This window comes from Leucobacter sp. WKLB1 (assembly GCF_059696215.1).
Map to the genome: position 1 here is coordinate 1,347,895 of NZ_AP046115.1, position 22,611 is coordinate 1,370,505.

Here is a 22,611-nt window from a genome sequence, read left to right on the forward strand (position 1 = left end):
GGATTAACTCCCCGCGTCACCCGCCGTGTCGCTCGACGCGTCGGCTTGCACTGCCGCGCCCGACCCGTTCGCGCCCGTCGCCGCCTCGTTCGACGAACCGGTCACCTCCGCGATCTCAGCATCGGTGAGCACCCGCCACGGCGAATCCTGGGGCTGCACGAGCGCGGCGTCCGGGCTGTCGCCCAGCGAGTACCACTTTGCCTCGTACCCGTCACCATCGAACATGACGCGGTCGCCGCGTCGGTACTCCTTCGTCTTATCCCAACCGGCGTAGGCGCCGGCGGGCAGCTTCGGCCGTTCGATCGGCTTCTCGCCGTCGAGCACCGGGCCGAGCAGACGCCACGGCTGCGAGCCGTTCTCGGCGGCCTGATCGGGCTGATCGCCCTCGGTCCACCACTTCGCCTCGTACACGTTGCGGTGCCAGACGACCTTGGTCTCTGCCGGATACGCAGTTGTCTCGTTCCAGATCGGGTACGGGCTGGTATCGGGGTCGTCTTCGACGAGCTCGACGGGGCCGTCGCTGTCGACCTCCTCGGCGACCTGAGCGATCGCGCCCGAGCGGTGCTCGCGCAGAATCTTCGTGAAGTCACCCTTCTCCTGCGTCACACCGCTGCACGAATCCGAGACGGTCTTCGGGTCGGGCCAGTTCGCGTCGCACTGCTGGTCGCGGTTCAGCGACCACATCGACATGCGGGCCATGCCGCGTTCGTCGGCGAACGTCGCCAGCTTCTGGGCATCTTCGAGGGTGAAGATGTCTTTGCGCGTGTCGTTCTGGCCGATCATCGGGGTCGCCGAGACACGGCTCCACGCGGTGGCCTCACCAATGGGAGCGCCGATCTCCTGGTAGAGCGAACGCAGCTGCGACTGCGTGGCGTCGAGGCTGCTCTCGACCGCCGGGTAGAAGTCTTTCTCTTTCTCGGAGTTGTAGTTCATTGTCATGACGTTCACACCCGCGAGGTCGACGCCGGCCTTGAGGTAGGCGCGGATCGCCTGGAGGCCCTCGAACGTCAGCCCATCGGGTGCGACCGGCAGCGTGAGCCAGACATCGAGCCCGTCTTTCTGAGCATCCTGCACCGTGCGAATGGCTGCGGCCTGACGCGCGATACCGTCCTCGTCAGAAAGGAACGCGCCCTCGATGTCCATATCGATGCTGGCGAGTTCATAGCGATCGACGACGCTGGTGTACCCGTCGACCAGCTTCGCCTCGTCGGTGCACTCGTACGCGATGTCGTGGTTCGCCTGCCCACCGAACGACACCATGGCCGAACCACCAAGATTGCGCAGGCGCTGCAGCTTGCGGTCGAGATCGAGTGAATTCTCGGCCTCATCGAGGCCGTAGTAGCCGCCCCACGACGGCGCGCAGACGTCGTCGGGTGCCGCGACGATGAACGACAGCACAACATTCTTCTGCCCCTCTTCGCCCGGCGATTCGAAGGGGAACGTCGGGGTCGCGGTGACGTCGACGTACGAGTCGAACCACGGGGTGCGCTCGGTAGCGACCGCGACGTCTTGTACGCGCGACCACGCGTAGATGCCTCCGCCCACGAGCCCCGCGATCACGACGAGCACAACGCTGAGCCTCGCCCACGACAGTTTTCTGCCCGGATACCACTTCGCCATTGCTGCCCCTTCACCCGCGCCCTCGCCCGACGGGTCTGGGATGCACCCTCTACTGGCTGTTTCCGTCAGCTATGCTATATGAGCGATAACACGAATCTTGTCAAATACTCGGTGATTTTCTGAGTGTCTGACAGAAAACCCGCGAAGAGACGACCGTGTGCTTCGGCGCACTCTCGGTAGGACCGACGCGTGGACGACCGGTTCTTCAGGGGGTTTCAAGGGTGGCGAAGCAGACAGAGGCGAGCGCGAACGCGCGTAGACGGCAGTGGGGTGCGGAGCGGCGGTCGGAGCCGCTCGCGATCATGCATTCTCGCCCGAGTGGCGGTGCCGTCGTGTGGGCGCGCGCGGCGATCGTCGTCACAGTGCTGGCGTGGTTCTTCTACATGATCACGACGATCGTGCGCATGGTGATCGAGGGGCCGACGGAGTCGTTCATCTTCCACGTGCAGACGTGGGTCTATGGGCTGACGGTGACGGCTCTTACCTTCTCGGCGTTGATGTATCTCACGGCGCGTTATGGCGCCCTGGTGCGCTTCCGTGAGCATCGCCGTGTGGAGCGCGCGCTCATCGATCAGCACTTCGCGGAGTCTGACTCCGACGTCACGGTGCTGATCCCGAGCTACGACGAGGAACCGGAGGTGGTGCGCTACACGCTGTGGTCGGCGGCGTTGCAAGAGTTCCCGTCGGTGCGGGTCGTACTGCTCATCGACGACAAGGAAAAGGGGCTCGAGGGCGAGGCGCTTGCGCGCCTGAACCAGACCCGCGGGCTGCTCGACGACATCCAGCAGGCACTCGAGTCGCCGCTGCACGAAGCGCTCGAGGCGATGCGCCGGTTCCAAGAAGAGACCCCCGAGGTTCCGGGGCCCGAAGACGCGAAGCGCGCCGCAGACGCATATGCCGCGGCAGCGACGTGGTTCGACGAGTTCGCGGCGGCGGAGAAGATCGAAGACCACATGGCCGAGTTCTTCGCCGAACAGGTACTGCTGGGGTTGTCGAACGATCTGCGTCTCACGCGCCTGGCGCTGAATGCTGCGTTCGAGCAGGGCGGTTCGCCCGATCGCGAGCGCCTCGAGCAGCTGTACCGCCGCTTGATCTGGATCTTCAGCGCCGACATGAGCTTCTTCGAGCGCAAGAAGTACGCCTCGCTCTCGCAGGAGCCGAACAAGGCGATGAACCTGAACTCGTACATCTCGTTGATGGGCGGCCGCTACCGCATCGCCGACGAGACCGGGGTGCAGCTGCTTGAGCCGATCCGCGAACGCGACGAGGTCGAACCCGACCTCGTGATCCCGGACAGCCGTTATCTGCTGACGCTCGACGCCGACTCCCAACTGCTGCGCGACTATTGCGTGCGTCTCGTCTACTTGCTGGAGCAGCCCGAGAACGAGCGCGTCGCGGTGACGCAGACGCCGTACTCGTCGTTCCGCGGTGCCCCGACGCGCATCGAGCGCATCGCCGGCGCGACGACCGACCTGCAGCACATCCAGCACCAGGGCCTCACCTACTTCAATGCCACCTTCTGGGTGGGTGCGAACGCGGTGATTCGCAAGGAAGCGCTTGCCGATATCGCCGTCACCGAGACGGTCGGTGGCTTCGAGATCACGACGTACGTGCAAGACCGCACCGTCATCGAAGATACGGAGTCGAGCATCGACCTCGGCGCGCACGGCTGGTCGCTTGAGAACTACCCGGAGCGCCTGAGCTACAGCGCCACGCCGCCCGACTTCGGCTCGCTCATCGTGCAGCGCCGCCGCTGGGCGAACGGCGGTCTGCTGATCATGCCGAAGATGTTCGAGATGATCCGCATCCGCAAGGGCACCCCGGCGCGCGTGCGTCTCACCGAGAAGCTGCTGCGCACCAACTACATGTCGTCGCTGGCATGGGCGAGCTTCGGCCTGATCTTCCTCCTCTTCTTCCCGTTCGACTCGCGTCTGCTGAGCCCGCTCGTCGTGGCCGCCGCGCTGCCATACTTCATCTCGCAGGCGCTCGACCTGCGCGCGAGCGGCCACCGCCTGAGCGATATCTTCCGCATCTACGGCTTCAACCTGGTGCTGCTGCCGGTGAACCTGGCGGGTGTGCTGAAGTCGATGCAGCAGGGCGTCACCGGTGAGAAGATTCCGTTCGCGCGTACCCCGAAGGTCACGGGTCGCACGGCATCGCCCGCGATCTACGTGATTCTGCCCTTCGTGATCATCGCGTTCTCGGTGATCACCGCCTACCGCGACTTCATGCTCGGCAACTGGGGCAACTTCATCTTCGCGGGCTTCAACGCGATCATGGCCACCTGGGCCGCGGTCTCGTACATCGGCGTGCGCGCGGCGATCGTCGACGCCGTGCTCGGCGTGGTCGGCTGGCTCTACGTGGCTCCGAAGCCGAAGCGGAAGAAGGCCAAGAGCCTCGTAGACCCCGATGCCGAGGTCAATTGGCAGGCGATTCTGTACCACGGCGACCGCCGTCTGCGCCGCGACCTGACGCGTTCGAGCGATCGACGTCGTCGCCTCGGCGGCGTGCGCAAGGAGGTCAAAGCGGTCACCGAGCTCAGCGCCGGTGCCCCGCGCATCGAGGTCAACGAGGTGACGCTTGCCGCGCCGACCAACTCGACCGACGTCGGCCCGATCATCACGGCCTCGGGTGAGAAGGCGACCTCACCCGATTGGTACAAGAAGTAACGTCGCGCCGGATCACCCGGCCGCGGCACGCCGCACGGCGTCGGTGAGCAGCGCTTCGGCGCGCTCACCGACGACGCCGATCTCGGCGAGCTGCGCGACGGCTGCGAGGGCGATGCCGCGTGCGGCGGCCTCGATGGGGTCGTCGCCGAGCGACACGAACGTGCCCGCGCGGCCCCGCCCCTCGATGACGCCGCTCTCTTCGAGCGCGCGGTAGGCCGAGGCCACCGTGTTCGCCGCCACGCCGAGATGGGTTGCGAGACCGCGCACGGTCGGCAGCTGTGCGCCTGGCGCCAGGGCGCCGTCGGAGACCGCGCGCACCACCGCGTCGTGCAGTTGGCGGAATGGAGGCTGGGCTGATCCCGCATCGATCGTGAACAGGTGGAGTGCGGCGTCGCTCATGCAGTCAGCGTAACGCCCACTAGAATCGCACCATGCGTCTCGGAGTGATCGACGTCGGATCAAACACCGTCCACCTGCTGGTCGTCGATGCCCATCCGGGCGCGAGCCCAGTGCCTTACCATTCGCAGCGCTCGGTGCTGCGGTTGATGCGGTACCTCGACGCCGACGGTGCCATCTCGGAGGAGGGCGTCGTGCGCATTGTGGAGGCGATTCGCGAGTGCGCAGATACGGCCCGCGAGATCGGCGTCGACGACCTGATCTCGACGGCCACGAGCGCGATCCGCGAGGCCGCGAACGGCGACGAGGTGCTCTCGCGGGTGACCCGCGAGACCGGTGTTGTGCTACGGGTGCTGTCGGGGGAAGACGAGGCGCGCATCACCATGCTCGCCGTGCGCCGCTGGCTCGGCTGGTCGGCGGGGGAGGTGCTGCTGTTCGACATCGGTGGCGGCTCGTTCGAGATCGCGCAGGGCGCTGATGAGTACCCCGATGTGCAGGTGTCGCTGCCGCTCGGGGCCGGGCGATCCACAATCAATTTTCTCGCGGAGGATCCGCCGCCCCGCGAAGCGGTCTCGCGCTTGCGCGCGCACGCCCGGGCGGAATTCACGCGCGTGCGCGACGACCTCTTCGCCGATCGGCCGCGGCCGAAGCGCGTGGTGGGCACGTCGAAGACGATCCGCTCGCTCGCGCGGCTCGTCGGCGGACCGTCAGACCCCGTGACCGGCGACCTCGCGCAACTGCACTATGTCGGCCTGCGCGAGTGGGAGCCGTCGCTGCGCCAGATGCCGGGCGCGGTGCGCGAGTACCTGCCGGGCATCACCCCGGAGCGCGGCTATCAGATCATGGCCGGCGCGGTCGTGCTGCGCACGGCGATGAAGGTGTTCGATGTCGAGACCCTCACGATCTCGCCCTGGGCGCTGCGCGAGGGCATCGTGCTGCGCTACATCGACGCGCTCGACGGGCGCGGTGCGGAGCCGGTGCGGGGCTGACTTCGCGCCTTCCGTCGCGCAGGAAAAATCGCGTCACGCGGTCGATCTCAGGCAGGATCACCCGCACGACGAGATTTCTCCGCCTCGGCGGGTGGTGTCGGCCGCGCGGCGCGGAGCCGGTGCGGGGCTGACCAGGCTATCCGGCGTGCGCCCGCCCCTCGTGTTTGCGAGGATGGATGCATGATCGAGGTCGAGCGAGCCGTAGTCAGCGAGGGGGCCGTCACTCTGCTCCCGGAGACCAGCCTGCACGCCGGGGCGGGCGACGCCGTCGTCGTGCGCGGGCCGAATGGAGCCGGCAAGTCGACCCTGCTGCGACTGGTCGCGGGCATGCGCGAGCCGTCACGCGGGTCGGTCACGGTCGCGGGCAAGCGCGCCACTGCGAAGCACCGGGCGCTGCGCCGCACGGTTGCCGCGATGATCGGCCTTCCGCCGATGGCCCCTGATCTCACCGTGCGCGATCACGTGCGGCTCGTGGCGACGACTTGGGCCGGCAACGCGCCGAGCGCCGAGCGTCTGGCGGCCGAGGTGCTCGACGAATTGGGGCTGACGTCGCTTGGCGAGCGCTTTCCGCACGAGCTCTCGTCGGGGCAGACGCAGCTCTTCGGCCTGGCTCTTGTGCTCGCCCGCCCGTTCGACGCGCTCGTACTCGACGAACCGGAGCAGCGGCTCGACGCAGACCGCATTCAGCTGGTGGGCGCGGCGCTGCGCAAGCGTCGCGCCCGCGGTGCCGCGATCGTCGTCGCCACGCACAGTGACGTACTCGAGCGCGGGCTCGACGGCCGCGCGGTGCGCCTGCCGGCGGCGGCATGAGTTCGGGTTCGGGCCGCGCGCTCGCGATCTGGCGTGCGCGCCGGCCGCGCAGCGGGGCGGATCGCGGGTACGTCGCCTACCTCATCCTGATGGTGGCGATCATCTGCGTCGCCCCGGCCGTACGCGCGCTCTGGCTGGTCGCCACGACCCCGGAGGCGCTCGCAGCGCTCGCGGCCCCCGGCGCGGCGACGATCGCGGGGGCCGTCGCCGCGGTGCTCTGGGCGCTGGCGCTCGTCGCCGGCGGATTCCGCGGGCCCGCACTGCGCCCCTTGTTGCTCACGACGATCTTCGCCCGCAGTGATGTGCCGCGCGGCCGCGCGTTCGGGGGCGCGGTGCTGCTCGCCGGTGCTGCGCTCGCGGCCGCGACCACGTTGGTCGCGGGCTTCCTCGCCGTCGTGCTCGCGAGCCACGGGCTCATCAGTGCGGGGCACGCGGGGCAGCTGGTGGTGCTCGGCGCGCTCACCGGCGTCATCGCGACGGTCGCGTGGCTCGTGGGTCAGGCCGCACCGCGTGCGGCGGTCGAGGGTGCGGGCGGGGTGGCGATCCTGCTCGCTGTCGCCCTACTGACCCCGGCGGGTGCCGTGGCGACCGCGCTCACCTCGGTCACTCCGTGGGGCTGGATCGCCTCGGCCTGGGCCGGCACCGCCTCGACGGCAGGCGCCGCGCTCGCCATTCCGGGCCTGCCGCCGCTCGCCGCACTCGCCGTGCTCGCGGCGGTGCTGCTCGCGCTCGCCCCGCTGCTGCTCACCCGTCTCGAGAGCGCGGCGCTCGAAGCTCAGGCGGCACGCTGGGAATCACTCAGCGCGCACGCCTACGGCATGGACTTCGCCGCGGCGATCTCGATCTATGGTGCCCGCCCGAAGATCGGTCGGTCGCTCCGTGCGGTGCGCCCGGCACGCTCGCTCACCGCGACGTTCGTGCGCCGTGACGCGGTCGGTGCGGTGCGCACGCCGGGGCGGTTGCTCGCGGGTGTGCTCGGCATCGCCGCGGGCAGCGTGCTGGTGGTGCTCGCCTGCACCGCGCCCACGCCGATCTGGGCGCTCGGCGCGATTGCGGCAGTGCTGATGTTCGCGGGCGTGGGCCCGTTCACCGACGGGCTGCGACACGCGGCGAGCGTCGCCTCCGACTTGCCGCTCTACGGCGTCAGCGACGAGCGCTTGGTGGCGATGCACGCGGTGTTTCCGGCGGTCGTGGCGGCTCTGGTCGCGGCGGTGGGCGGGGCCGCGTCGCTGGTCGTGCTCGGCTTGATCAGCCACGGCCCCGATGCCTCGCATCTGAGCGTGCTGGCGCCGTTGCTCGTCGCCACGGGCCTGGCACTCGTCGCGGTGCTCGCCCGGGTGAACGCGGCGCTCAAGGGGCAGCTCTCGATTGCGATGCTCACCCCGATTCCGACCCCCGTCGGTGACGTGAGCGTGCTCGTGCGGCTCGCGTGGGCGCTCGACGGTGTGCTGGTGGTGGCTGCCGCGGGAGCCGCACTGGTGCTCATCGCGGTCGCGCCGCTGGGCGCCGTCGCGGTGGTGGGCGGCATGCTGCTGGTGTGCGTCACGCGCTGGCGGCGACGTCGCGCGGGGTGATTTCGGCGCAGTTCGACTCAGCACCTGCTACAGTGGTGCGAGCAAGGGGAGTACTCCCGCTCGCAGTGTGCCCGTCATTACGGTTGCGTCGTCGCAGCCCGGGTCGCTGGCTCTGAACTGCATTCGCAGGGGCAGAGCGGAGGAGACCTTGGTGAGTATCACCGAACCCTTGGAGCACCCATGCAGATCACGCCGTTGGTGTGGATCATCACGATCCTTGTCACGATCGCCTTCTTCGTCTACGAGTTCTTCGCGCACGTGCGCAAGCCGCACGAGCCCACCATTGGTGAGTCGGCACGCTGGTCGGCGTTCTACATCGGCCTCGCGCTGGCCTTCGGCGTCGGTATCGGCGTCGTCTCGGGCTGGAACTTCGGTGGCGAATACTTCGCGGGCTACCTGACCGAGAAGGCGCTGTCTATCGACAACCTGTTCGTCTTCCTGCTCGTAATGGGCGCGTTCGCGGTGCCGAAGATGTACCAGCAGAAGGTGCTGATGGTCGGCATCATCATCGCGCTGATCTTGCGCGGCATCTTCATCGCGGTCGGCGCGACGCTCATCGAGAACCTCAGCTGGATCTTCTACGCCTTCGGTGCCCTCCTGCTCTTCCTCGCGTGGAAGCAGGCGTTCTCGAATCATGAGAGTGACCCGGCGAACGGTCGCTTCATGAAGCTCGTGCGCCGCGTGTTGCCCGTCACCGACGAGTACCACGGCGACAAGCTCACGACGAAGATCGACGGCAAGCGCTTCTTCACCCCGATGTTCCTCACGATCGTGGCGATCGGCTTCATCGACCTCGTCTTCGCGGTCGACTCGATCCCCGCGATCTACGGCCTCACGAACGAGGCGTACATCGTGTTCACGGCCAACGCCTTCGCGCTCATGGGCCTGCGTCAGCTGTTCTTCTTGATCGGCGGGCTGCTCGAGCGTCTCGTCTACCTGTCGCAGGGTCTCGCCGTGATCCTCGCGTTCATCGGCGTCAAGCTCGTCTTCCACGCGCTGCACGTCAACGAGCTGCCGTTCATCAACGGCGGCGAGCCGCTGCGCTGGGTGCCCGAGATTCCGATCTGGTTCTCGCTCGGCTTCATCGGCCTCACGATCACCGTCGCGACGGTGCTGAGCCTCAGAAAGACGCGCGGGCAGCGTGCTGCGGCTGGTGCCCACGCGGCCGAAGATCAGGCGTCGGATCGCGCGGAGCTCGACCAGCGCTGAATCTTCGAGCGGGTCGGCGTCGGGATGCCGGCCCGCTGAAGGGCTGCGGTCGACGCGCTTCCCAATAGGTCACTGATCGCTGTATAGTCAGCACATGCTGACCATTTCAAATCGCCTTGACGCCATGAATCGACTCGGTCGGGCGATGTCCGATGCGACGCGATCGCGCATCTTGCTCGCGCTCCTCGAGGCCCCGGGCTACCCGGCGCAACTCGCCCGCGATCTCGACCTCACGCGCACGAACGTGTCGAATCACCTCGCCTGTCTGCGGGGCTGCGGCATCGTCGTGGCGGAGCCGGAGGGGCGTCAGACGCGCTACGAGATTGCAGACCCGCACTTGACGGCGGCGCTCGGCTCGCTGGTCGACGTGACGCTCGCGGTCGATGAGGCCGCGCCGTGCATGGATGACTCGTGCCGCGTGCCGGGTTGTTGTGACCCGGGTGGTGCGGCATGACCGCGACGGCATCGGTGCGCAGTCGCCCAGACATCTTGCGTCGCCGCATTCGCTGGGTCGTGGCGTTCACGATCGCGTGGAACGTCATCGAGGCGATCATCGCGCTGAGTGCCGGTGGGGTCGCCTCGTCTGCAGCGCTCATCGGATTCGGCCTCGACTCGATCGTCGAAGTGCTCTCGGCGGCAGCGGTTGCGTGGCAGTTCAGTGCGACGGACCCGCAGCGGCGCGAGCGCACGGCGCTTCGCGTCATCGCGATCTCGTTCTTTCTGCTCGCCGCCTACGTGTCGGGTGATGCGGTGCTGTCTCTCACGGGTGCCCGCGACCCGCAGCACTCGACGGTGGGAATCGTCTTGGCCGCGCTGAGCCTGATCGTCATGCCGTTCGTGAGCTGGTTCGAACGGCGCACCGGTCGCGAGCTCGGCTCGGCGTCGGCGGTCGCGGATTCGAAGCAGACGCTGATCTGCACGTATCTCTCCGCTGCACTGCTCGTCGGATTGGTACTCAACAGCGTGTTCGGGTGGGCGTGGGCTGACTCGGTCGCCGCGCTGGTGATCGCCGGCTTCGCGGTGCGCGAGGGCATCAATGCGTGGCGTGGAGATGCGTGCTGCGCGACCTCCGTCTCCGAGCTCACCGCGAGCGGCAGCGCGTCAGTGTGCCGAGACGGGTGCTGCGCGTCGTGAATCGCTCACGGTGCGCAGCGCTCACCCCGCCGCCGGGTGCTCACTGAGCGCGACGGCGTGGCGGATCGCCTGGGCGAGCTGCCGCACCGCCGTCGTGGGCTGGTCGCTGGTGCCCTCCCGGGGCGCGGCGAGCAGCACGGAGCGGGCGAAGCCGGGGTCGTCGATGGGGCGCAGCAAGACGCCGGGGTGCAGCGGGCCGGCGGCGAGTTTGGCGACGAGGCCGATGACCATGCCGGCGGCGATCATGCCGAGCATCACCTGGAAGTCGTCGGTGCGAATCGCGACCTCGAGTTCGTGCCCCTCTGCAGCGAACGCGTCGACCAGCACGGTGTCCATGGGGTCGTCGAGGCTTGTGCCGAGCAGCCAGCGCTCGCCCCGCAGCGACATGAGCGATTCGCGGTCGATCGTCGCACGGGCGGCGAGCGGGTGCTCCTCGGGGAGGGCGAGCATGAGCGGATCGCGCAGCACTTCGGTCGTGATGATCTCGGGGCGCAGGGGCGCCTCGTATCCGGGCACGGAGTAGAGCAGCGCGGCGTCGAGCGTGCGGGCGTTCACCGCGCTGACCAACGGCCCGACCTCAAGCAACGTCGCGTCGATCTCGATGCCAAGGTCGGCCACCTGCGCCACGATCGACGGCAGCAGCTTTGCGGCCGCCGTCGGAAACGTGCCGAAGCTGAGCCGTGCGCGACCCATCTGCGCGAGGTCTCGGGCGTCGCGCAGCGCCCGATCGGTGAGGGTCAAGATCTCTTCACCGCGATCCAGCACCAAGACCCCCACCGGAGTCAGCGTCGAGCCGCGCTTCGACCGCGCGATGACGGGGGAGCCGATGAGGCGCTCGAGATTGCGCAGGTGGTAATCGACCGTGGGCTGGCTCCAGGCGAGGGATCGCCCGGCCTGCGTCACCGAACCCTCCCGGTGCACGGCTCGGAGCGCCTGGAGCTGCCGCAGATCGATCATGATGTCCCTTATGCCATGTCGTGATCTCGAACGCAAATCGAAGCGAGTCACACACAGTGTATGTGACCTCACAGCGGTTGCGGGGATTCCGCCGCGCAGCGCGGAGGGCCACGATGTGAGGCATGCTGCACTCCGTTCTCACCGTCGCGCCCCGGTTCGCCCTTGACCACAGCCGCGCCCCCTACGCCGACGCGCTCGAAGCGCACGTCGCGCGCGGCCCGGTGCAACTGATGGTGCCCGGCCACGGCGGCACCGAAGACGACCTCAGCGGCCGCCTCGCCCAGTTCCTCGGCGAGCGCGCGCTGCACCTCGACATCCCGATGTTCATCGACGGCGTCGATCTCGCCGTTCCCGGCCAGACCGTCACCCCGCTCGACGAAGCGCTCGCGCTCGCGGCCGACGCGTGGGGGGCCAAGCGCACCTGGTTCCTGACGAACGGCGCCTCGCAGGCGAACCGCACGATCGCGCTCGCGGCGCGCGGCCTCGGCGATCGCATTCTCGCCCAGCGCAGCGCGCACTCCAGCTTCAGCGACGGCATTCTGCTCGCGGGCATCACGCCGAGCTACGTTATGCCGAACGTCGATGCCGAGCACGGCATGGCGCACGGCGTGTCACCCGCGGCGCTCGACGCGGCGCTCACCGAAGCCGAGCAGCAGGGCGCGCCGGCGCACGCGGTGTACGTCATCTCGCCGAGCTACTTCGGGTCGGTCGCTGATGTACGGGGGCTCTCGGAGGTGGCGCACGCGCACGGCGCCCCACTGATCGTCGACGGCGCGTGGGGCCCGCACTTCGGCTTCCACCCCGAGCTGCCCGAGTCGCCGGCTCGGCTCGGCGCCGACGTCGTCATCTCGAGCACGCACAAGCTCGCGGGGTCGCTCACGCAGTCGGCGATGCTGCACCTCGGGCACGGCCCGTTCGCGGATCGCCTGGAGCCCCTCATCGAGCGCGCCTTCAGCATGACCGCGTCGACCTCGACGAGCGCACTGCTGCGCGGCTCGCTCGACATCGCCCGGCACGCACTCGCCACGGGCGAGGAGGCGATCGGGCGCTCGGTCGCGGGAGCGCGCCGCTTCCGCGAGATCCTGCGCGCAGATGCCCGCTTCAGTATCGTGAGCGACACCTTCGACCGCTTTACCGACATCGTCGACACCGATCTGCTGCGCGTGCCAATCGACGTGAGTGGTGCGGGCGTCACCGGGCACTGGCTGCGTCAGCACCTCATCGAGCAGCACGAGATCTTCTTCGAAATGTCGACGGCGACGTCGATCGTCGCCGTGATCGGTGCGGGCAAGTCGTTCAACTTCGATGCCGTCTATCGCGCGATGGTCGCGAGCATCGAGTCGCCCGAGGCCGACATCGAGCGCCGGGCCACCGGCGACGCCCACGACTTCCCGAACCTGCCGAAGCCCGGTGCCTACCGGGTCAGCCCGCGCGACGGGTTCTTCGGCGAGACCGAGGTCGTCTCGGCCGCCGAAGCGATCGGCCGGGTCTCCGCCGACACGCTTGCTGCGTACCCGCCCGGCATTCCCAACGTGATGCCCGGCGAAGAGATCACCGAAGAGGCGGTAGCCTTTTTGCAGGCTGTCGCGGCTTCTCCGACCGGATACGTGCGCGGAGCGATCGATCCGAAGATCGACCGCTTCCGAGTCTTGCGGGGGTAGAGGCCCTGCGGCGCCTGCGACGGCGCCGCTCTGACTTCGCGGCCCACCGCCGCGGATTGCCCGAAGTACGGGCATCGCCCGGAAGACCGGGCACCCGGTCGCGCAATGCGACTCGGGACGAATAACCGGGCCTTCGGGCCCTGCGACAACGAAGTCTGGAGACACACGTATGGCGAGCACTCTGCGACAGCAGCTCTTCCGAGTGAAGCCCGTTCCGCAAGACGGGGGTGAGAGCGGGAGCCAGCTGAAGCGGAGCATCGGCCTCGTGCCGCTGACCATGATCGGTGTCGGTGGCACGATCGGCACCGGTATCTTCTTCATTCTTTCCGAGGCCGTGCCGATCGCGGGCCCCGCGGTCATCTGGTCGTTCATCATCGCCGGCCTCGTCGCCGGGCTGTCGGTGCTGTGCTACGCCGAGCTCGCGAGTTCCGTGCCGGTCTCCGGATCCTCCTACTCGTACGCCTACAGCACGCTCGGCGAGCTGCCGGCGATGGGTGTCGCGGCGTGTCTGCTACTCGAGTACGGTGTCTCGACCGCCGCGGTGGCGGTCGGCTGGTCGCAGTACGTGAATCAGCTCGTCAAGAACGTGTTCGGCTTCGAGTTTCCGCATGAGCTGCTCTACGCACCCGAAGAGGGCGGCATCATCAACCTGCCCGCGGTGATCCTGATCGGTCTCTGCTGCCTGCTGCTCATTCGCGGCACCTCGCACTCGGTCGTCACCAACACGATCATGGTGGGCATCAAGATCGCTGTGCTGCTCTTCTTCGTGGCCGTCGGCATCACCGGCTGGAACATCGACCACTTCGCGAACTTCGCACCCTTCGGCTTCGCCGGTGTCATGACCGGTGCCGGGCTCATCTTCTTCTCGTTTGTCGGGCTCGACGCCGTCGCCACCGCCGGTGACGAGGCGAAGAACCCGCGTCGCAACCTGCCGATCGCGCTTATCGCGGCGCTCATCATCGTCACGACCGTTTACGTGCTCGTCGCCGTCACCGCACTCGGTGCGCAGGCGACCGACGAATTCGACGGGCAGAGCGCCGGGCTCTCGGCGATTCTCGAGAACATCGTCGGCGCCTCGTGGCCCGGCACCGTCGTCGCCGCGGGCGCCGTGATCTCGATCTTCAGCGTCACGCTCGTCGTGCTCTACGGCCAGACTCGCATCCTCTTCACCATGTCGCGCGACGGCATGGCGCCGAAGATCTTCAGCAAGGTCAACCCGCGCACCGGCACCCCGATCGCCAACACGATCATCGTGTCGATCATCGTCGCGATTCTCGCCGGCGTGATTCCGATCAACTTCCTCGCCGAGATGACCTCGATCGGCACGCTCGCCGCCTTCACCGTCGTGTCGGTCGCCGTCATGGTGCTGCGCCGCCGCGAGCCCGACCTCGAGCGCAAGTTCCGCGTGCCGCTGTACCCCGTGATTCCGATTCTGTCGATCATCGGCTGCCTCTGGATCATCAAGGATCTGCGCCCCATCACCATCATCGTCTTCGTGATCTGGACCGCCGTCGTGCTGGTCTGGTACTACTTCACCGGTCGCAAGAACTCGGTGCTCGGGCGCCGCATCGACACCGGCATGATCGTGCTCGTCGGGCCCGGCAAGTACCGCCTCGGCTCTGCCGACGGCGATCTGTACGACGGTGGGGAGTTGGAGGAGGCGGCGTCTGACGCTGCCCAGGTCGGCACTGCGTCGGATCGCGGAGCGTCGCGCGACTAAGCGTGTGCGGGCGGGCGGGCGTAGCGTGGTGTCTGTGCGCCGTGCTCGCCCGCTGTGCTGCGCGTGAGCCGAGCTGCTGACATGCCATCGATAGGCTGGCTGCATGGATGCTGAAGCTCTGGATCGCGCAGCCAAGTTGGCGCTCGTGTTCAACATCGCGATGTGGTTGTTCGCGACAATCGTCGGTCTGTGGATTCTTTGGGCGATTATTCGCGGCGCGGTACTGTCAGCCCTGCGGAAGCATTCCGAGGAGCAGTCTGGGGCTCGGTCCACGCCGGTCGAGCCGCCGCCCTATCGCGAGTAGACGTTTTCGGTGAGACTGAGTACTCGATACTCATTGGTCAGGGAAGCAAGGAGGTGGGGGAGTTGCGCATTGTGACTCGTGAGCACCCGACACACCCTCCGGTGGATCTGCTGCAGGTGTGGACGGGATACGTGTAGCGCAGCCGCTGCACGCACTCATCCCACCCGTATCTGCGGCGTCTTGGCGCTCGCGCGGTCGCTCGGCTTACGCCCCGCGGCCTGAACTTTGGAGTACCCACATGACTGAATCCACACCCACGACAGATACTGCTGCGACTTCTGCTGTGGCGCCTGTGCTTACGCAGCCCGCTGCCGAGGGCACGCGGCTCGATGAGCTGTGGTCGATCCTGCCCGAAGAATCGGCGGTCGATGCTGACGGCGTGCTGCACCTCGGCGGAGTGTCCGTTGAGGCGCTGGCCGAGCAGTACGGCACGCCGTTGTATGTGTATGACGAGGCCGGCTTGCGCCGACAGATCCGTCGTTTCATCGATGGTCTGAGCGAGCGGTGGCCCGACTCCGAGGTGCTGTTCGCCTCAAAGTCGTTCCCTGCGGTTGGCATGTATCGCATCGCCGCCGAGGAAGGTCTGTCGGTCGACATCGCCGGTGGGGGAGAGCTGCGGCTTGCACTCGCGGCCGGAGTGTCGCCGTCGAAGTTGCATTTTCACGGCAACGCGAAGACCGACGCCGAGTTGCGCATGGCGATTGAGGCGGGCATCGACACGATCATCGTCGATAACACTGATGAGCTCGATCGCTTGGAGCGCCTGCTCACGAAGCCGCAGAAGCTGCTGCTGCGGGTGATCCCGGGGGTCGAGGCGAAGACGCACGCGTCGCAGGCGACCGGGGGAGACGACTCGAAGTTCGGCTTGCCCATGGATCAGGCGCTGGCCGTGATCGAGCGCATGCGGGCGCACCCGCTGCTCGAGTTCGAGGGCGTGCACCTGCACATCGGCTCGCAGATTCTTGATGTCGAGCAGTTCGGCGAGGCGGTCGCGAAGATCTCGACCGCCGGCGAGTTCGACGTCTACGACGTGGGCGGCGGGCTCGGCGTGAAGTACACGTACGACGAGGTCGCGCCGTCAGTTGCGGACTACCTCGACACGATCGTCGCTGCCGCCCGCGAGCACCTGCCTGCGGGCGCGCGCATCATGATCGAACCTGGTCGTGCACTTGTCGCTCGTGCCGGCGTGACGCTCTACCGCGTGACCACCGTGAAGCGCACGGGACGCACCTTCGTGGCCGTCGACGGCGGCCTCGCCGACCAGATGGATGCTGCGCTCACCGGGCAGCGTTTTGAGGCGCTGCTCGCAAACCGAGCGCTCGACCCCTGGACCGAGACGTCGCAGCTTGTGGGGCGCCAGTGCGAGTCGGGCGACCTACTCGTCGATCGCGCGCCGCTGCCGCAGGCTCGCGTGGGCGACCTCGCGGTCGTGGCGACGACCGGCGCCTACGGGTACACCCTCGCGAACAACTACAACGGGGCACTGAAGCCCGCAATCGTCTTCGTGTGCGACGGGGCGGCGCGCCTGGTCGCGCGCCGCGAGACCTACGAAGAGCTGCTGGCGCTGCACGCACCGGCGCTGGAAGGGTAGCTTTTCGGAGCTTTTCTGCTCTGAACGGGGTGGCGACGCGCGCGGGTTGCGCGTGCGGCCGCCCCGTTTTGAGTTCAGGGGAGTTCCAGGGTAGAGTTATCTCTCGGTGCCGCGCTCCTCGGAGCTGCGGATTTCCGCTTTGGGATATGGTGTAATTGGCAACACTACGGTTTCTGGTACCGTCATTCTAGGTTCGAGTCCTGGTATCCCAGCCATTCATGCCCCGGTAGTCGCTGGGGCTTTTGTTGTTTCAGTTGTTCTTGGTTCGAGTCCAGGTACCCCAGCGCAAAACTCCCCAGATTCCGCGGGAATCGGAGGAGTTTCATGGTTCCTGGTCACTCGAGAACCGGCCGCGGGGTCCTAAACGGGGTCCAAAACCCCTCTCGGAGGGTGCTCGCCGAGGCTCGGCACGGGTTGTTCCGTGTCGCCCGAGTGCTGGCCGCAATGGCTGTGGTGTGGCGAGCGCACCTATGGGGTATGGATACTCGAGACGAGTCCCTGATCATGACCGGCGAACAAGTCGCCGAGCTGCTGCAGGTATCGCCGCGCACCATCGAGGAATGGCGGCAGACGAACAACGGCCCTCCCTTCCGTCGCGTCGGACGCCACGTGCGCTACCTGCGCTACCTGCGCCCCGAGGTGCTCGCCTGCTTCCAGGAGCTGGTGTGGCATGGCTAGGCCGAGGGCCGAACCCGGCGAGATCAGCGCGATCCAGATCCGCACCCTCGCCTCCGGCCGCGTGCAGGCCACTGCGAAGATGCGTGACGAGGTCGGCGAGCTGCGCCGCCTGAAGGCCACTGGGGACACCTAGGATGAGGCGCGAACCGGCCTCGCGAAGCGGGCCGAAGACATCCGCTATCGCACCGTCGGCCCCGTGCTCAGTTTGGACGCCACGATCGCCCAGGCGTGCGAGGTGTTCGTCTACGAGAAGGAACAGTCGCAGACCGTTGAGGACACCACGATGGGGTCCTACCGCTCGACGATCAGGCACGTCGTGAACCCCGCCTGCGGCAACCTGCCGCTGAAGGACCACAGCGTGCTGCGCTGCAACCGCATCCTCCAATCGATCCGCGAGCAGAAGTCGCTATCTGCCGCGAGGCGCGCCAGGAGTGTGCTCTCACAGGTGTGCCAGACCGGGATCGAGAACGAGGTGCTCACCGCGAACCCGATCCGAGACGCGAGACGGCTGCCGCTGCCGGAGAAAAAGGAATTGGTGCTGAACCCCGCGCAGGCGATGGTGGTGCAGAACCTTATCCACGATTGGCGCAAAGACGGGGGGGGGGGCAGCTACGGCCCGCGCCCGAACGTCGCGGTGCTGGAGCACGTGATGTGGATCATGATCGGCACCAGTGCCCGCATCGGCGAAGTGCTCGGTCTGCGCCGCTGCGATTTGGATGTGATCTCTCGCCCCGCGACGGTGCTGATCGCCGGCACCATCAAGCAGAGCAAAGCGAACGGGCTGTATCGGAAGAACACCCCGAAACGCTCGCGGCAGAAGCGCCGCGTCGCGCTGCCGAGCTTCTCCGCCGCCGCGATCCGCCGTCAACTCGCGACCGCTGATCGCGACCCGGAAGCGTTCCTGTTCTCGACGAAGACGGGCCGACCGCTCAGCGTCAGCAACTACGAGCGTCTGCTGCGCACCTTCGTGGACGACAACGCGGAAGCCCTGCAGCAGGCGGGTATCGATCCGACCGAGTTTTCGACGCACATCTTCCGCCGCACCACCGCGACGATCATTGACGCCGCAGCCGGCATCACCCTCGCCTCGCGCCTGCTAGGTCACGCGAACGAGCAGGTCACCCGCAGCAACTACGTCGTCACCGCCGAGATGGTCGACCCCGTTACTGCCGACATCATGGACGACGCGTTCACGGCGATGCTCGGCACCGCGGGCAGCAGCCTCGAAAGTGATCTGCTGTGAAGGCTAGGAGTGCACCCGGATGTGCTCACCATTTGCTTGCCGTACCTGTCAGAGTGAGCTACGGTTCTTGCACCGCGGTCATGTCCGCGCGGGTCGGTGGTCAGTTTTTCTGCTCGCCGCAAGGCCGGAAACCACGGTGGTGTCGATTCGGCACCACCGTGAACGGCTCCGACACGGGCGGGCCGAATCGGCACCCCCACGGCTCCGGAAAATTGCCGCCACCGTAATTGCCGCGCCGGATGTATCCGCTACTGGCCTCTCAACTGTTGGGACGCCGAGATGCTCCTGACGGTGGTGGAGATTTTCCCGCACCGTGAAGCTCCTCCCTTGGAGCTGATTCTCTGTTTCGTCTCATCCTGACCAGCGCTCAGCGTCGTCAACCGCAGAAGCTGCTGCGATGCCCACGTGATCCTCATCACGCCCTGCGGCTCAACGAAACTCACGCCTGTGAGACGCTCCCTCTCGATTCCCCTCCTGCTCGACAACTGATTCATGGACGTATGCCACCGATGGTGGGGCGTGCGCACCTCCCTCATGAGACGACTCGTGAGGAGGCCCGAGATGAAGGGCGGCGTGATCCTGTTCCGCGGCACCGGTGCCGCGGCGCGCCGCTACCTGGAGTCGGATAGATCGACCGCCGACGAGTACTACCTGGAGGGCGGCACCGCGCTCGCCGAGTTCGCCGTGAGCGGTCACGATGGCGAAGTCATCGAAACGAAAACGCTCGATCCGGAAGGCTATGCGGCCTGGGTCGACTGGACGGACCCGATCACGGGCATGTCGATGGGGGCTCCCCGAGCGGCGAGCGATAGGTCGCAGGAGTCGCCGCGCTTTGCGGAGATGGTCATCAACGCACCGAAGTCGCTCTCGATCGCCGCTGCCCTGCACCCGGGAGTCTCCTACGCGCTCGACGCCGCACAGCAGGACGCGGCGGGGGAGATCCGCCGCTGGCTCGCCGAGCACTCCGTCACCCGGATCGGCCCGCGGAACGCACGCGAGATCGTGCCGGTACAGCAGTTGCAGACCAACGCGGTCGCCCACAAGACCAGCCGGGCCGGTGACCCGCACCGGCACATCCACTTCCAGATCGGCACTCGCGTCTACGCCGCAGGCAAGTGGCGCGGCCTCGACACCGCGGCGCTGTTCAAGCAGCAGGGTGCCATTCGCGCGCTCGGTACCGCGATCATCGCCGCGCACCCGCAGCTCGCCGCCGTGCTCGATCAGCACCGCCTCACCCTCGACCCGGCGACCGGTGAAGTGGCAGAGCTGGAGCCCTTCAACGCCGTCATGTCGAAGCGGGGCGCGCAGGTCGAACGCAACGTCGACCGCTTCGAAGCCGAGTGGGAAGCCGCCCATCCCGGCGAGGAGCCCGGCCCAGTAGTGCGCGCACGGTTGAAGGCGAAAGCGTGGGAGCACGAGCGCCCGGGCAAGAAGCCCACCGTGCTCGGCAGCGAAGCCGGCTGGCGCACCGAACTCGAGAACGCCGGATACACCGCGAACCTGCCCCGCGCATGGCGCGTTGCATCTGTCACGCTGGATGAGCTGCACATCGAGGAGATCGCATCGCGTGCGCTCGACCGCTGCGCCGCAGGAGCGTCGGCGTGGACGGTACACACCCTGCGCGAGCACGTCACGAGGATCACGACGGAACATGGCGTGCAATCCGGCCCGCGCGAGCTGCGCGACTTTGTGCAACTCGCGACGCAGCTCGCTGCGGAGGCTTGCTTCTCCGTGCTCCCGCCCGGCGCACCGATACCGGAGCACGTCGCGCATCTCACCTCGCTGCGCGTGGTTGCGGCAGAGACGGAACTGCGCGACCTGCTGACCGGACGCGCTGAACAATCCCGTCGTAGCACGCCCGATGTGCACGACCTCGCTGTGCGGGCGGGCCTGGATGAGGATCAGGAGCGCGCAGCCGCAGCGTTTGCATCCGCCAACCCGTTCGTTGTGATCGAAGGTGCGGCCGGATCGGGCAAGACCACGATGCTCAAGACTGCAATTGCAGCCGCCGCTCCGGAGGGCCGTTCGATGCTGGTCGTGACGCCGACGAAGAAGGCCGCCGACGTGGCAGCCCAAGAACTCGGCATCCCCACCGACTCCGTAGCCGCGCTCGTCTACGCACACGGATTCCGGTGGAACAGCGACGGTGTGTGGACGCGCCTGCGGCCCGGTGACGCTGACCCCGAAACCGGCAGAACCTACCGGGGGCCAGTGACGGAAGCACGACTCGAGAACGGTGACCGGATCGTCGTCGACGAAGCCGGAATGCTCGACCAAGACAGCGCACTCGCACTGTTGCGCATCGCCGACGAAGCCGGCGCAACCATTGCCCTCGTCGGCGATCGCGCGCAACTCCCCGCTGTCGGGCGCGGTGGTGTGCTCGACTTCGCCGTCCGTCTCACTCCAGTCGTCGTGGATATGACCAGCCTGCATCGCTTCACCGACGACGCCTACGCAGCGCTCACTCTTGAACTTCGCTACGGCCGTAACCCCGCCGCGATCTTCGACCAGCTCAACGCGCTCGGGCTCATCGAGCTTCACGAGAGCGACGACGACATGCAGGAGACCATCGCGAAGACTGCGTGCCCCGAGGACGCCATCACCGCCGCCACGAATGACGAGGCTCGGACGTTGAGCGAATGCATCCGCGCTGAGCGCATCGATCGCGGCGAGGTCGATGACGAGCGGACGGTGTTCAGCAGCGACACCCTTCCGATCGGGAAGGGTGATGTGATCCAGACCCGCCGCAACGAGAGTACGCTCGGTGTCACCAACCGGCAGACCTGGGCGGTGCAGCACGTGGGCGACGACGACACGCTGAGTGTCGTGGAGGCCGTCAGCGGCCGAAAGCAGCAGCGCACCGTGACACTGCCCGCGGAGTACGTGACCGCGGATGCGCATCTGGCTTATGCGGTCACCGCCTACGGCGTCCAGGGCGCGACCGTGAACACTTCGCACACGGTTCTCTCCGACGTGCTCGATGCTGCCGGAGTCTACGTCGGCATGACCCGCGGCCGCGAGACGAACACTCTGCACGTCGTCGCCGCTGACCTCGACGATGCGAAGCAGCAGTTCGTTGAAGCACTCGCCCGAGACCGCGCCGACCGCGGCCTGGAAGACGCCACCAAACGCGCTCGCGAGGCCGTTGCGAACCTCGTCGCGGACGGGCCCATGTCCATCGTGAACGCAGAGCGCGACCGCGTCATTGAGCGGATCGCGCGGGCTGACGCGGAGCGAGAGCACTGGGTATCGGCAGCCGTTAGATTGCATGACCAGTCCGAGCGCCATAAGGCCGAGTACGAGCACCAGCGCGAGCTGGCGGAAGCCGCCGATGCGAAGGTTGCCGCACTTCTCGCGGATGTTGTGGAATCGCTGGCCCTGGAAGCAACTACGGACGGTGCTGACCTCCTGGCTGCGGAGCGGGCCACCTACGCGGCACACCGCGCCCAAGCGAACGCACCCCATTTTCGTAAGCGCTCGGCTACCCGCACTGGGAAAGACGCAGACGCCCACCGCGAGGCGGTAGAGCGGCTCGTGCACGCCAGGTGGCAGAGCATTCCGCACAGCGAGAGTGGCCTCGCTGCGTGGGCCGAGGCAGTCGCCCAGCGTCAGGCCGACCACGTGCCCGAGATCATCGAAGCACGTGAGGAAGCCACGAAGGCGCACCAGATCGCGAAGGAGATCGCCGCGAGGCAGTCGCGAGAACACACGGCGCTGTATGAGCGGGTGCTCGGCAACCGCCGGCCAAGTGCGGTCGCTGCGCGGGTGAAGGCCCTGCGCGAGCAGGCCGCGCAGGATCGACTCTACCTCGCCCAACTTGATGCGCTCCCGCCAGATAAGGCGGTGCAGCTCGTCCGCGAGCGTGCCGCCCAGGACGTGGCCCAGCGTCTCGCCGGCGAGATGTCCCGCCGTGCCGAAGAGACACACGAAGACCGTCTTGCGTGGACCCGGCACCGAGACAGCGACCCGCACCGGCCGCCTCCACGCCTTGGTTTGTAGCAGATTAGCGAACGTGGGTATCAGTGGGGTCGCTGTTGGGACGTCACGACTCCGCCC

General features: G+C 67.4%; 18 protein-coding genes and 1 tRNA gene. 16 read left to right on the plus strand and 3 right to left on the minus strand.

The features are described from left to right. Nucleotides 1–3: 3 nt before the first annotated feature. Nucleotides 4–1,620 carry a chitinase gene (locus tag ACZF5Y_RS06140; RefSeq protein ID WP_497534930.1) on the minus strand — a complete coding sequence of 539 codons (1,617 nt, stop codon included), beginning with the start codon at nucleotides 1,618–1,620 and terminating at the stop codon, nucleotides 4–6. A 302-nt stretch (nucleotides 1,621–1,922) separates the two neighbouring features. On the opposite strand from ACZF5Y_RS06140, the gene ACZF5Y_RS06145 reads away from it, so the two are divergent. Beyond that, nucleotides 1,923–4,289 carry a glycosyltransferase family 2 protein gene (locus ACZF5Y_RS06145; RefSeq protein WP_497534931.1) on the plus strand — a complete coding sequence of 789 codons (2,367 nt, stop codon included), beginning with the start codon at nucleotides 1,923–1,925 and terminating at the stop codon, nucleotides 4,287–4,289. Nucleotides 4,290–4,301: 12 nt separating this feature from the next. Here ACZF5Y_RS06145 and ACZF5Y_RS06150 read toward each other — a convergent pair whose 3' ends face one another. Continuing rightward, nucleotides 4,302–4,688 carry a GntR family transcriptional regulator gene (locus ACZF5Y_RS06150; protein WP_497534932.1) on the minus strand — a complete coding sequence of 129 codons (387 nt, stop codon included), beginning with the start codon at nucleotides 4,686–4,688 and terminating at the stop codon, nucleotides 4,302–4,304. A gap of 32 nt (nucleotides 4,689–4,720) precedes the next feature. Between ACZF5Y_RS06150 and ACZF5Y_RS06155 the strand changes: the two genes are divergently transcribed. From ACZF5Y_RS06155 to ACZF5Y_RS06180, 6 genes are all read left to right on the plus strand, one after another. Then, nucleotides 4,721–5,674, plus strand: coding sequence for a Ppx/GppA phosphatase family protein (locus tag ACZF5Y_RS06155; protein WP_497534933.1), 954 nt, complete (start codon nucleotides 4,721–4,723; stop codon nucleotides 5,672–5,674). Between the two features lie 180 nt (nucleotides 5,675–5,854). Then, nucleotides 5,855–6,484, plus strand: coding sequence for an ABC transporter ATP-binding protein (locus ACZF5Y_RS06160; protein ID WP_497534934.1), 630 nt, complete (start codon nucleotides 5,855–5,857; stop codon nucleotides 6,482–6,484). Continuing rightward, nucleotides 6,481–8,058, plus strand: coding sequence for a hypothetical protein (locus ACZF5Y_RS06165; RefSeq protein WP_497534935.1), 1,578 nt, complete (start codon nucleotides 6,481–6,483; stop codon nucleotides 8,056–8,058). The genes ACZF5Y_RS06160 and ACZF5Y_RS06165 overlap by 4 nt, the downstream gene beginning before the upstream one ends. A 180-nt stretch (nucleotides 8,059–8,238) precedes the next feature. Then, nucleotides 8,239–9,267 carry a TerC family protein gene (locus tag ACZF5Y_RS06170; protein WP_497534936.1) on the plus strand — a complete coding sequence of 343 codons (1,029 nt, stop codon included), beginning with the start codon at nucleotides 8,239–8,241 and terminating at the stop codon, nucleotides 9,265–9,267. 94 nt (nucleotides 9,268–9,361) lie between these two features. Next, nucleotides 9,362–9,721: a Cd(II)/Pb(II)-sensing metalloregulatory transcriptional regulator CmtR gene (gene cmtR, locus ACZF5Y_RS06175; RefSeq protein WP_497534937.1), complete on the plus strand. Its 360-nt coding sequence runs from the start codon at nucleotides 9,362–9,364 to the stop codon at nucleotides 9,719–9,721. Further along, the gene (locus ACZF5Y_RS06180; protein ID WP_497534938.1) at nucleotides 9,718–10,401 is read left to right on the plus strand and encodes a cation diffusion facilitator family transporter; all 684 of its coding nucleotides are present in this window, start codon (nucleotides 9,718–9,720) and stop codon (nucleotides 10,399–10,401) included. Before cmtR ends, ACZF5Y_RS06180 begins: the two co-directional genes overlap by 4 nt. 21 nt (nucleotides 10,402–10,422) lie before the next feature. Here the strand turns inward: ACZF5Y_RS06180 and ACZF5Y_RS06185 are convergent, their stop codons facing one another. After that, nucleotides 10,423–11,358, minus strand: coding sequence for a LysR family transcriptional regulator (locus tag ACZF5Y_RS06185; protein WP_497534939.1), 936 nt, complete (start codon nucleotides 11,356–11,358; stop codon nucleotides 10,423–10,425). 122 nt (nucleotides 11,359–11,480) lie between these two features. Here ACZF5Y_RS06185 and ACZF5Y_RS06190 point away from each other — a divergent pair, with 122 nt between their 5' ends. The 9 genes from ACZF5Y_RS06190 (at nucleotide 11,481) to mobF (ending at nucleotide 22,554) form a co-directional block, all read left to right on the plus strand. Then, nucleotides 11,481–13,019 carry an aminotransferase class I/II-fold pyridoxal phosphate-dependent enzyme gene (locus ACZF5Y_RS06190; RefSeq protein WP_497534940.1) on the plus strand — a complete coding sequence of 513 codons (1,539 nt, stop codon included), beginning with the start codon at nucleotides 11,481–11,483 and terminating at the stop codon, nucleotides 13,017–13,019. Nucleotides 13,020–13,188: 169 nt separating this feature from the next. Beyond that, a complete protein-coding gene (locus tag ACZF5Y_RS06195; protein ID WP_497534941.1) occupies nucleotides 13,189–14,739 on the plus strand; it encodes an APC family permease in 1,551 nt (516 codons plus the stop codon). Between the two features lie 103 nt (nucleotides 14,740–14,842). Beyond that, nucleotides 14,843–15,043 carry a hypothetical protein gene (locus tag ACZF5Y_RS06200; RefSeq protein ID WP_497534942.1) on the plus strand — a complete coding sequence of 67 codons (201 nt, stop codon included), beginning with the start codon at nucleotides 14,843–14,845 and terminating at the stop codon, nucleotides 15,041–15,043. A 238-nt stretch (nucleotides 15,044–15,281) separates the two neighbouring features. Beyond that, nucleotides 15,282–16,634 (plus strand): diaminopimelate decarboxylase, encoded by a 1,353-nt coding sequence (lysA, locus tag ACZF5Y_RS06205; RefSeq protein WP_497534943.1) that lies wholly within the window; start codon nucleotides 15,282–15,284, stop codon nucleotides 16,632–16,634. Between the two features lie 140 nt (nucleotides 16,635–16,774). Beyond that, nucleotides 16,775–16,849 (plus strand) — tRNA-Gln (locus ACZF5Y_RS06210). Between the two features lie 289 nt (nucleotides 16,850–17,138). Beyond that, nucleotides 17,139–17,312: a helix-turn-helix domain-containing protein gene (locus ACZF5Y_RS06215; RefSeq protein ID WP_497534944.1), complete on the plus strand. Its 174-nt coding sequence runs from the start codon at nucleotides 17,139–17,141 to the stop codon at nucleotides 17,310–17,312. Continuing rightward, nucleotides 17,305–17,445: a hypothetical protein gene (locus tag ACZF5Y_RS06220; protein WP_497534946.1), complete on the plus strand. Its 141-nt coding sequence runs from the start codon at nucleotides 17,305–17,307 to the stop codon at nucleotides 17,443–17,445. The genes ACZF5Y_RS06215 and ACZF5Y_RS06220 overlap by 8 nt, the downstream gene beginning before the upstream one ends. A 63-nt stretch (nucleotides 17,446–17,508) precedes the next feature. After that, the gene (locus ACZF5Y_RS06225) at nucleotides 17,509–18,555 is read left to right on the plus strand and encodes a tyrosine-type recombinase/integrase (protein ID WP_497534947.1); all 1,047 of its coding nucleotides are present in this window, start codon (nucleotides 17,509–17,511) and stop codon (nucleotides 18,553–18,555) included. 561 nt (nucleotides 18,556–19,116) lie between these two features. Next, nucleotides 19,117–22,554: a MobF family relaxase gene (gene mobF / locus ACZF5Y_RS06230; protein ID WP_497534948.1), complete on the plus strand. Its 3,438-nt coding sequence runs from the start codon at nucleotides 19,117–19,119 to the stop codon at nucleotides 22,552–22,554. Nucleotides 22,555–22,611 lie beyond the last annotated feature (57 nt).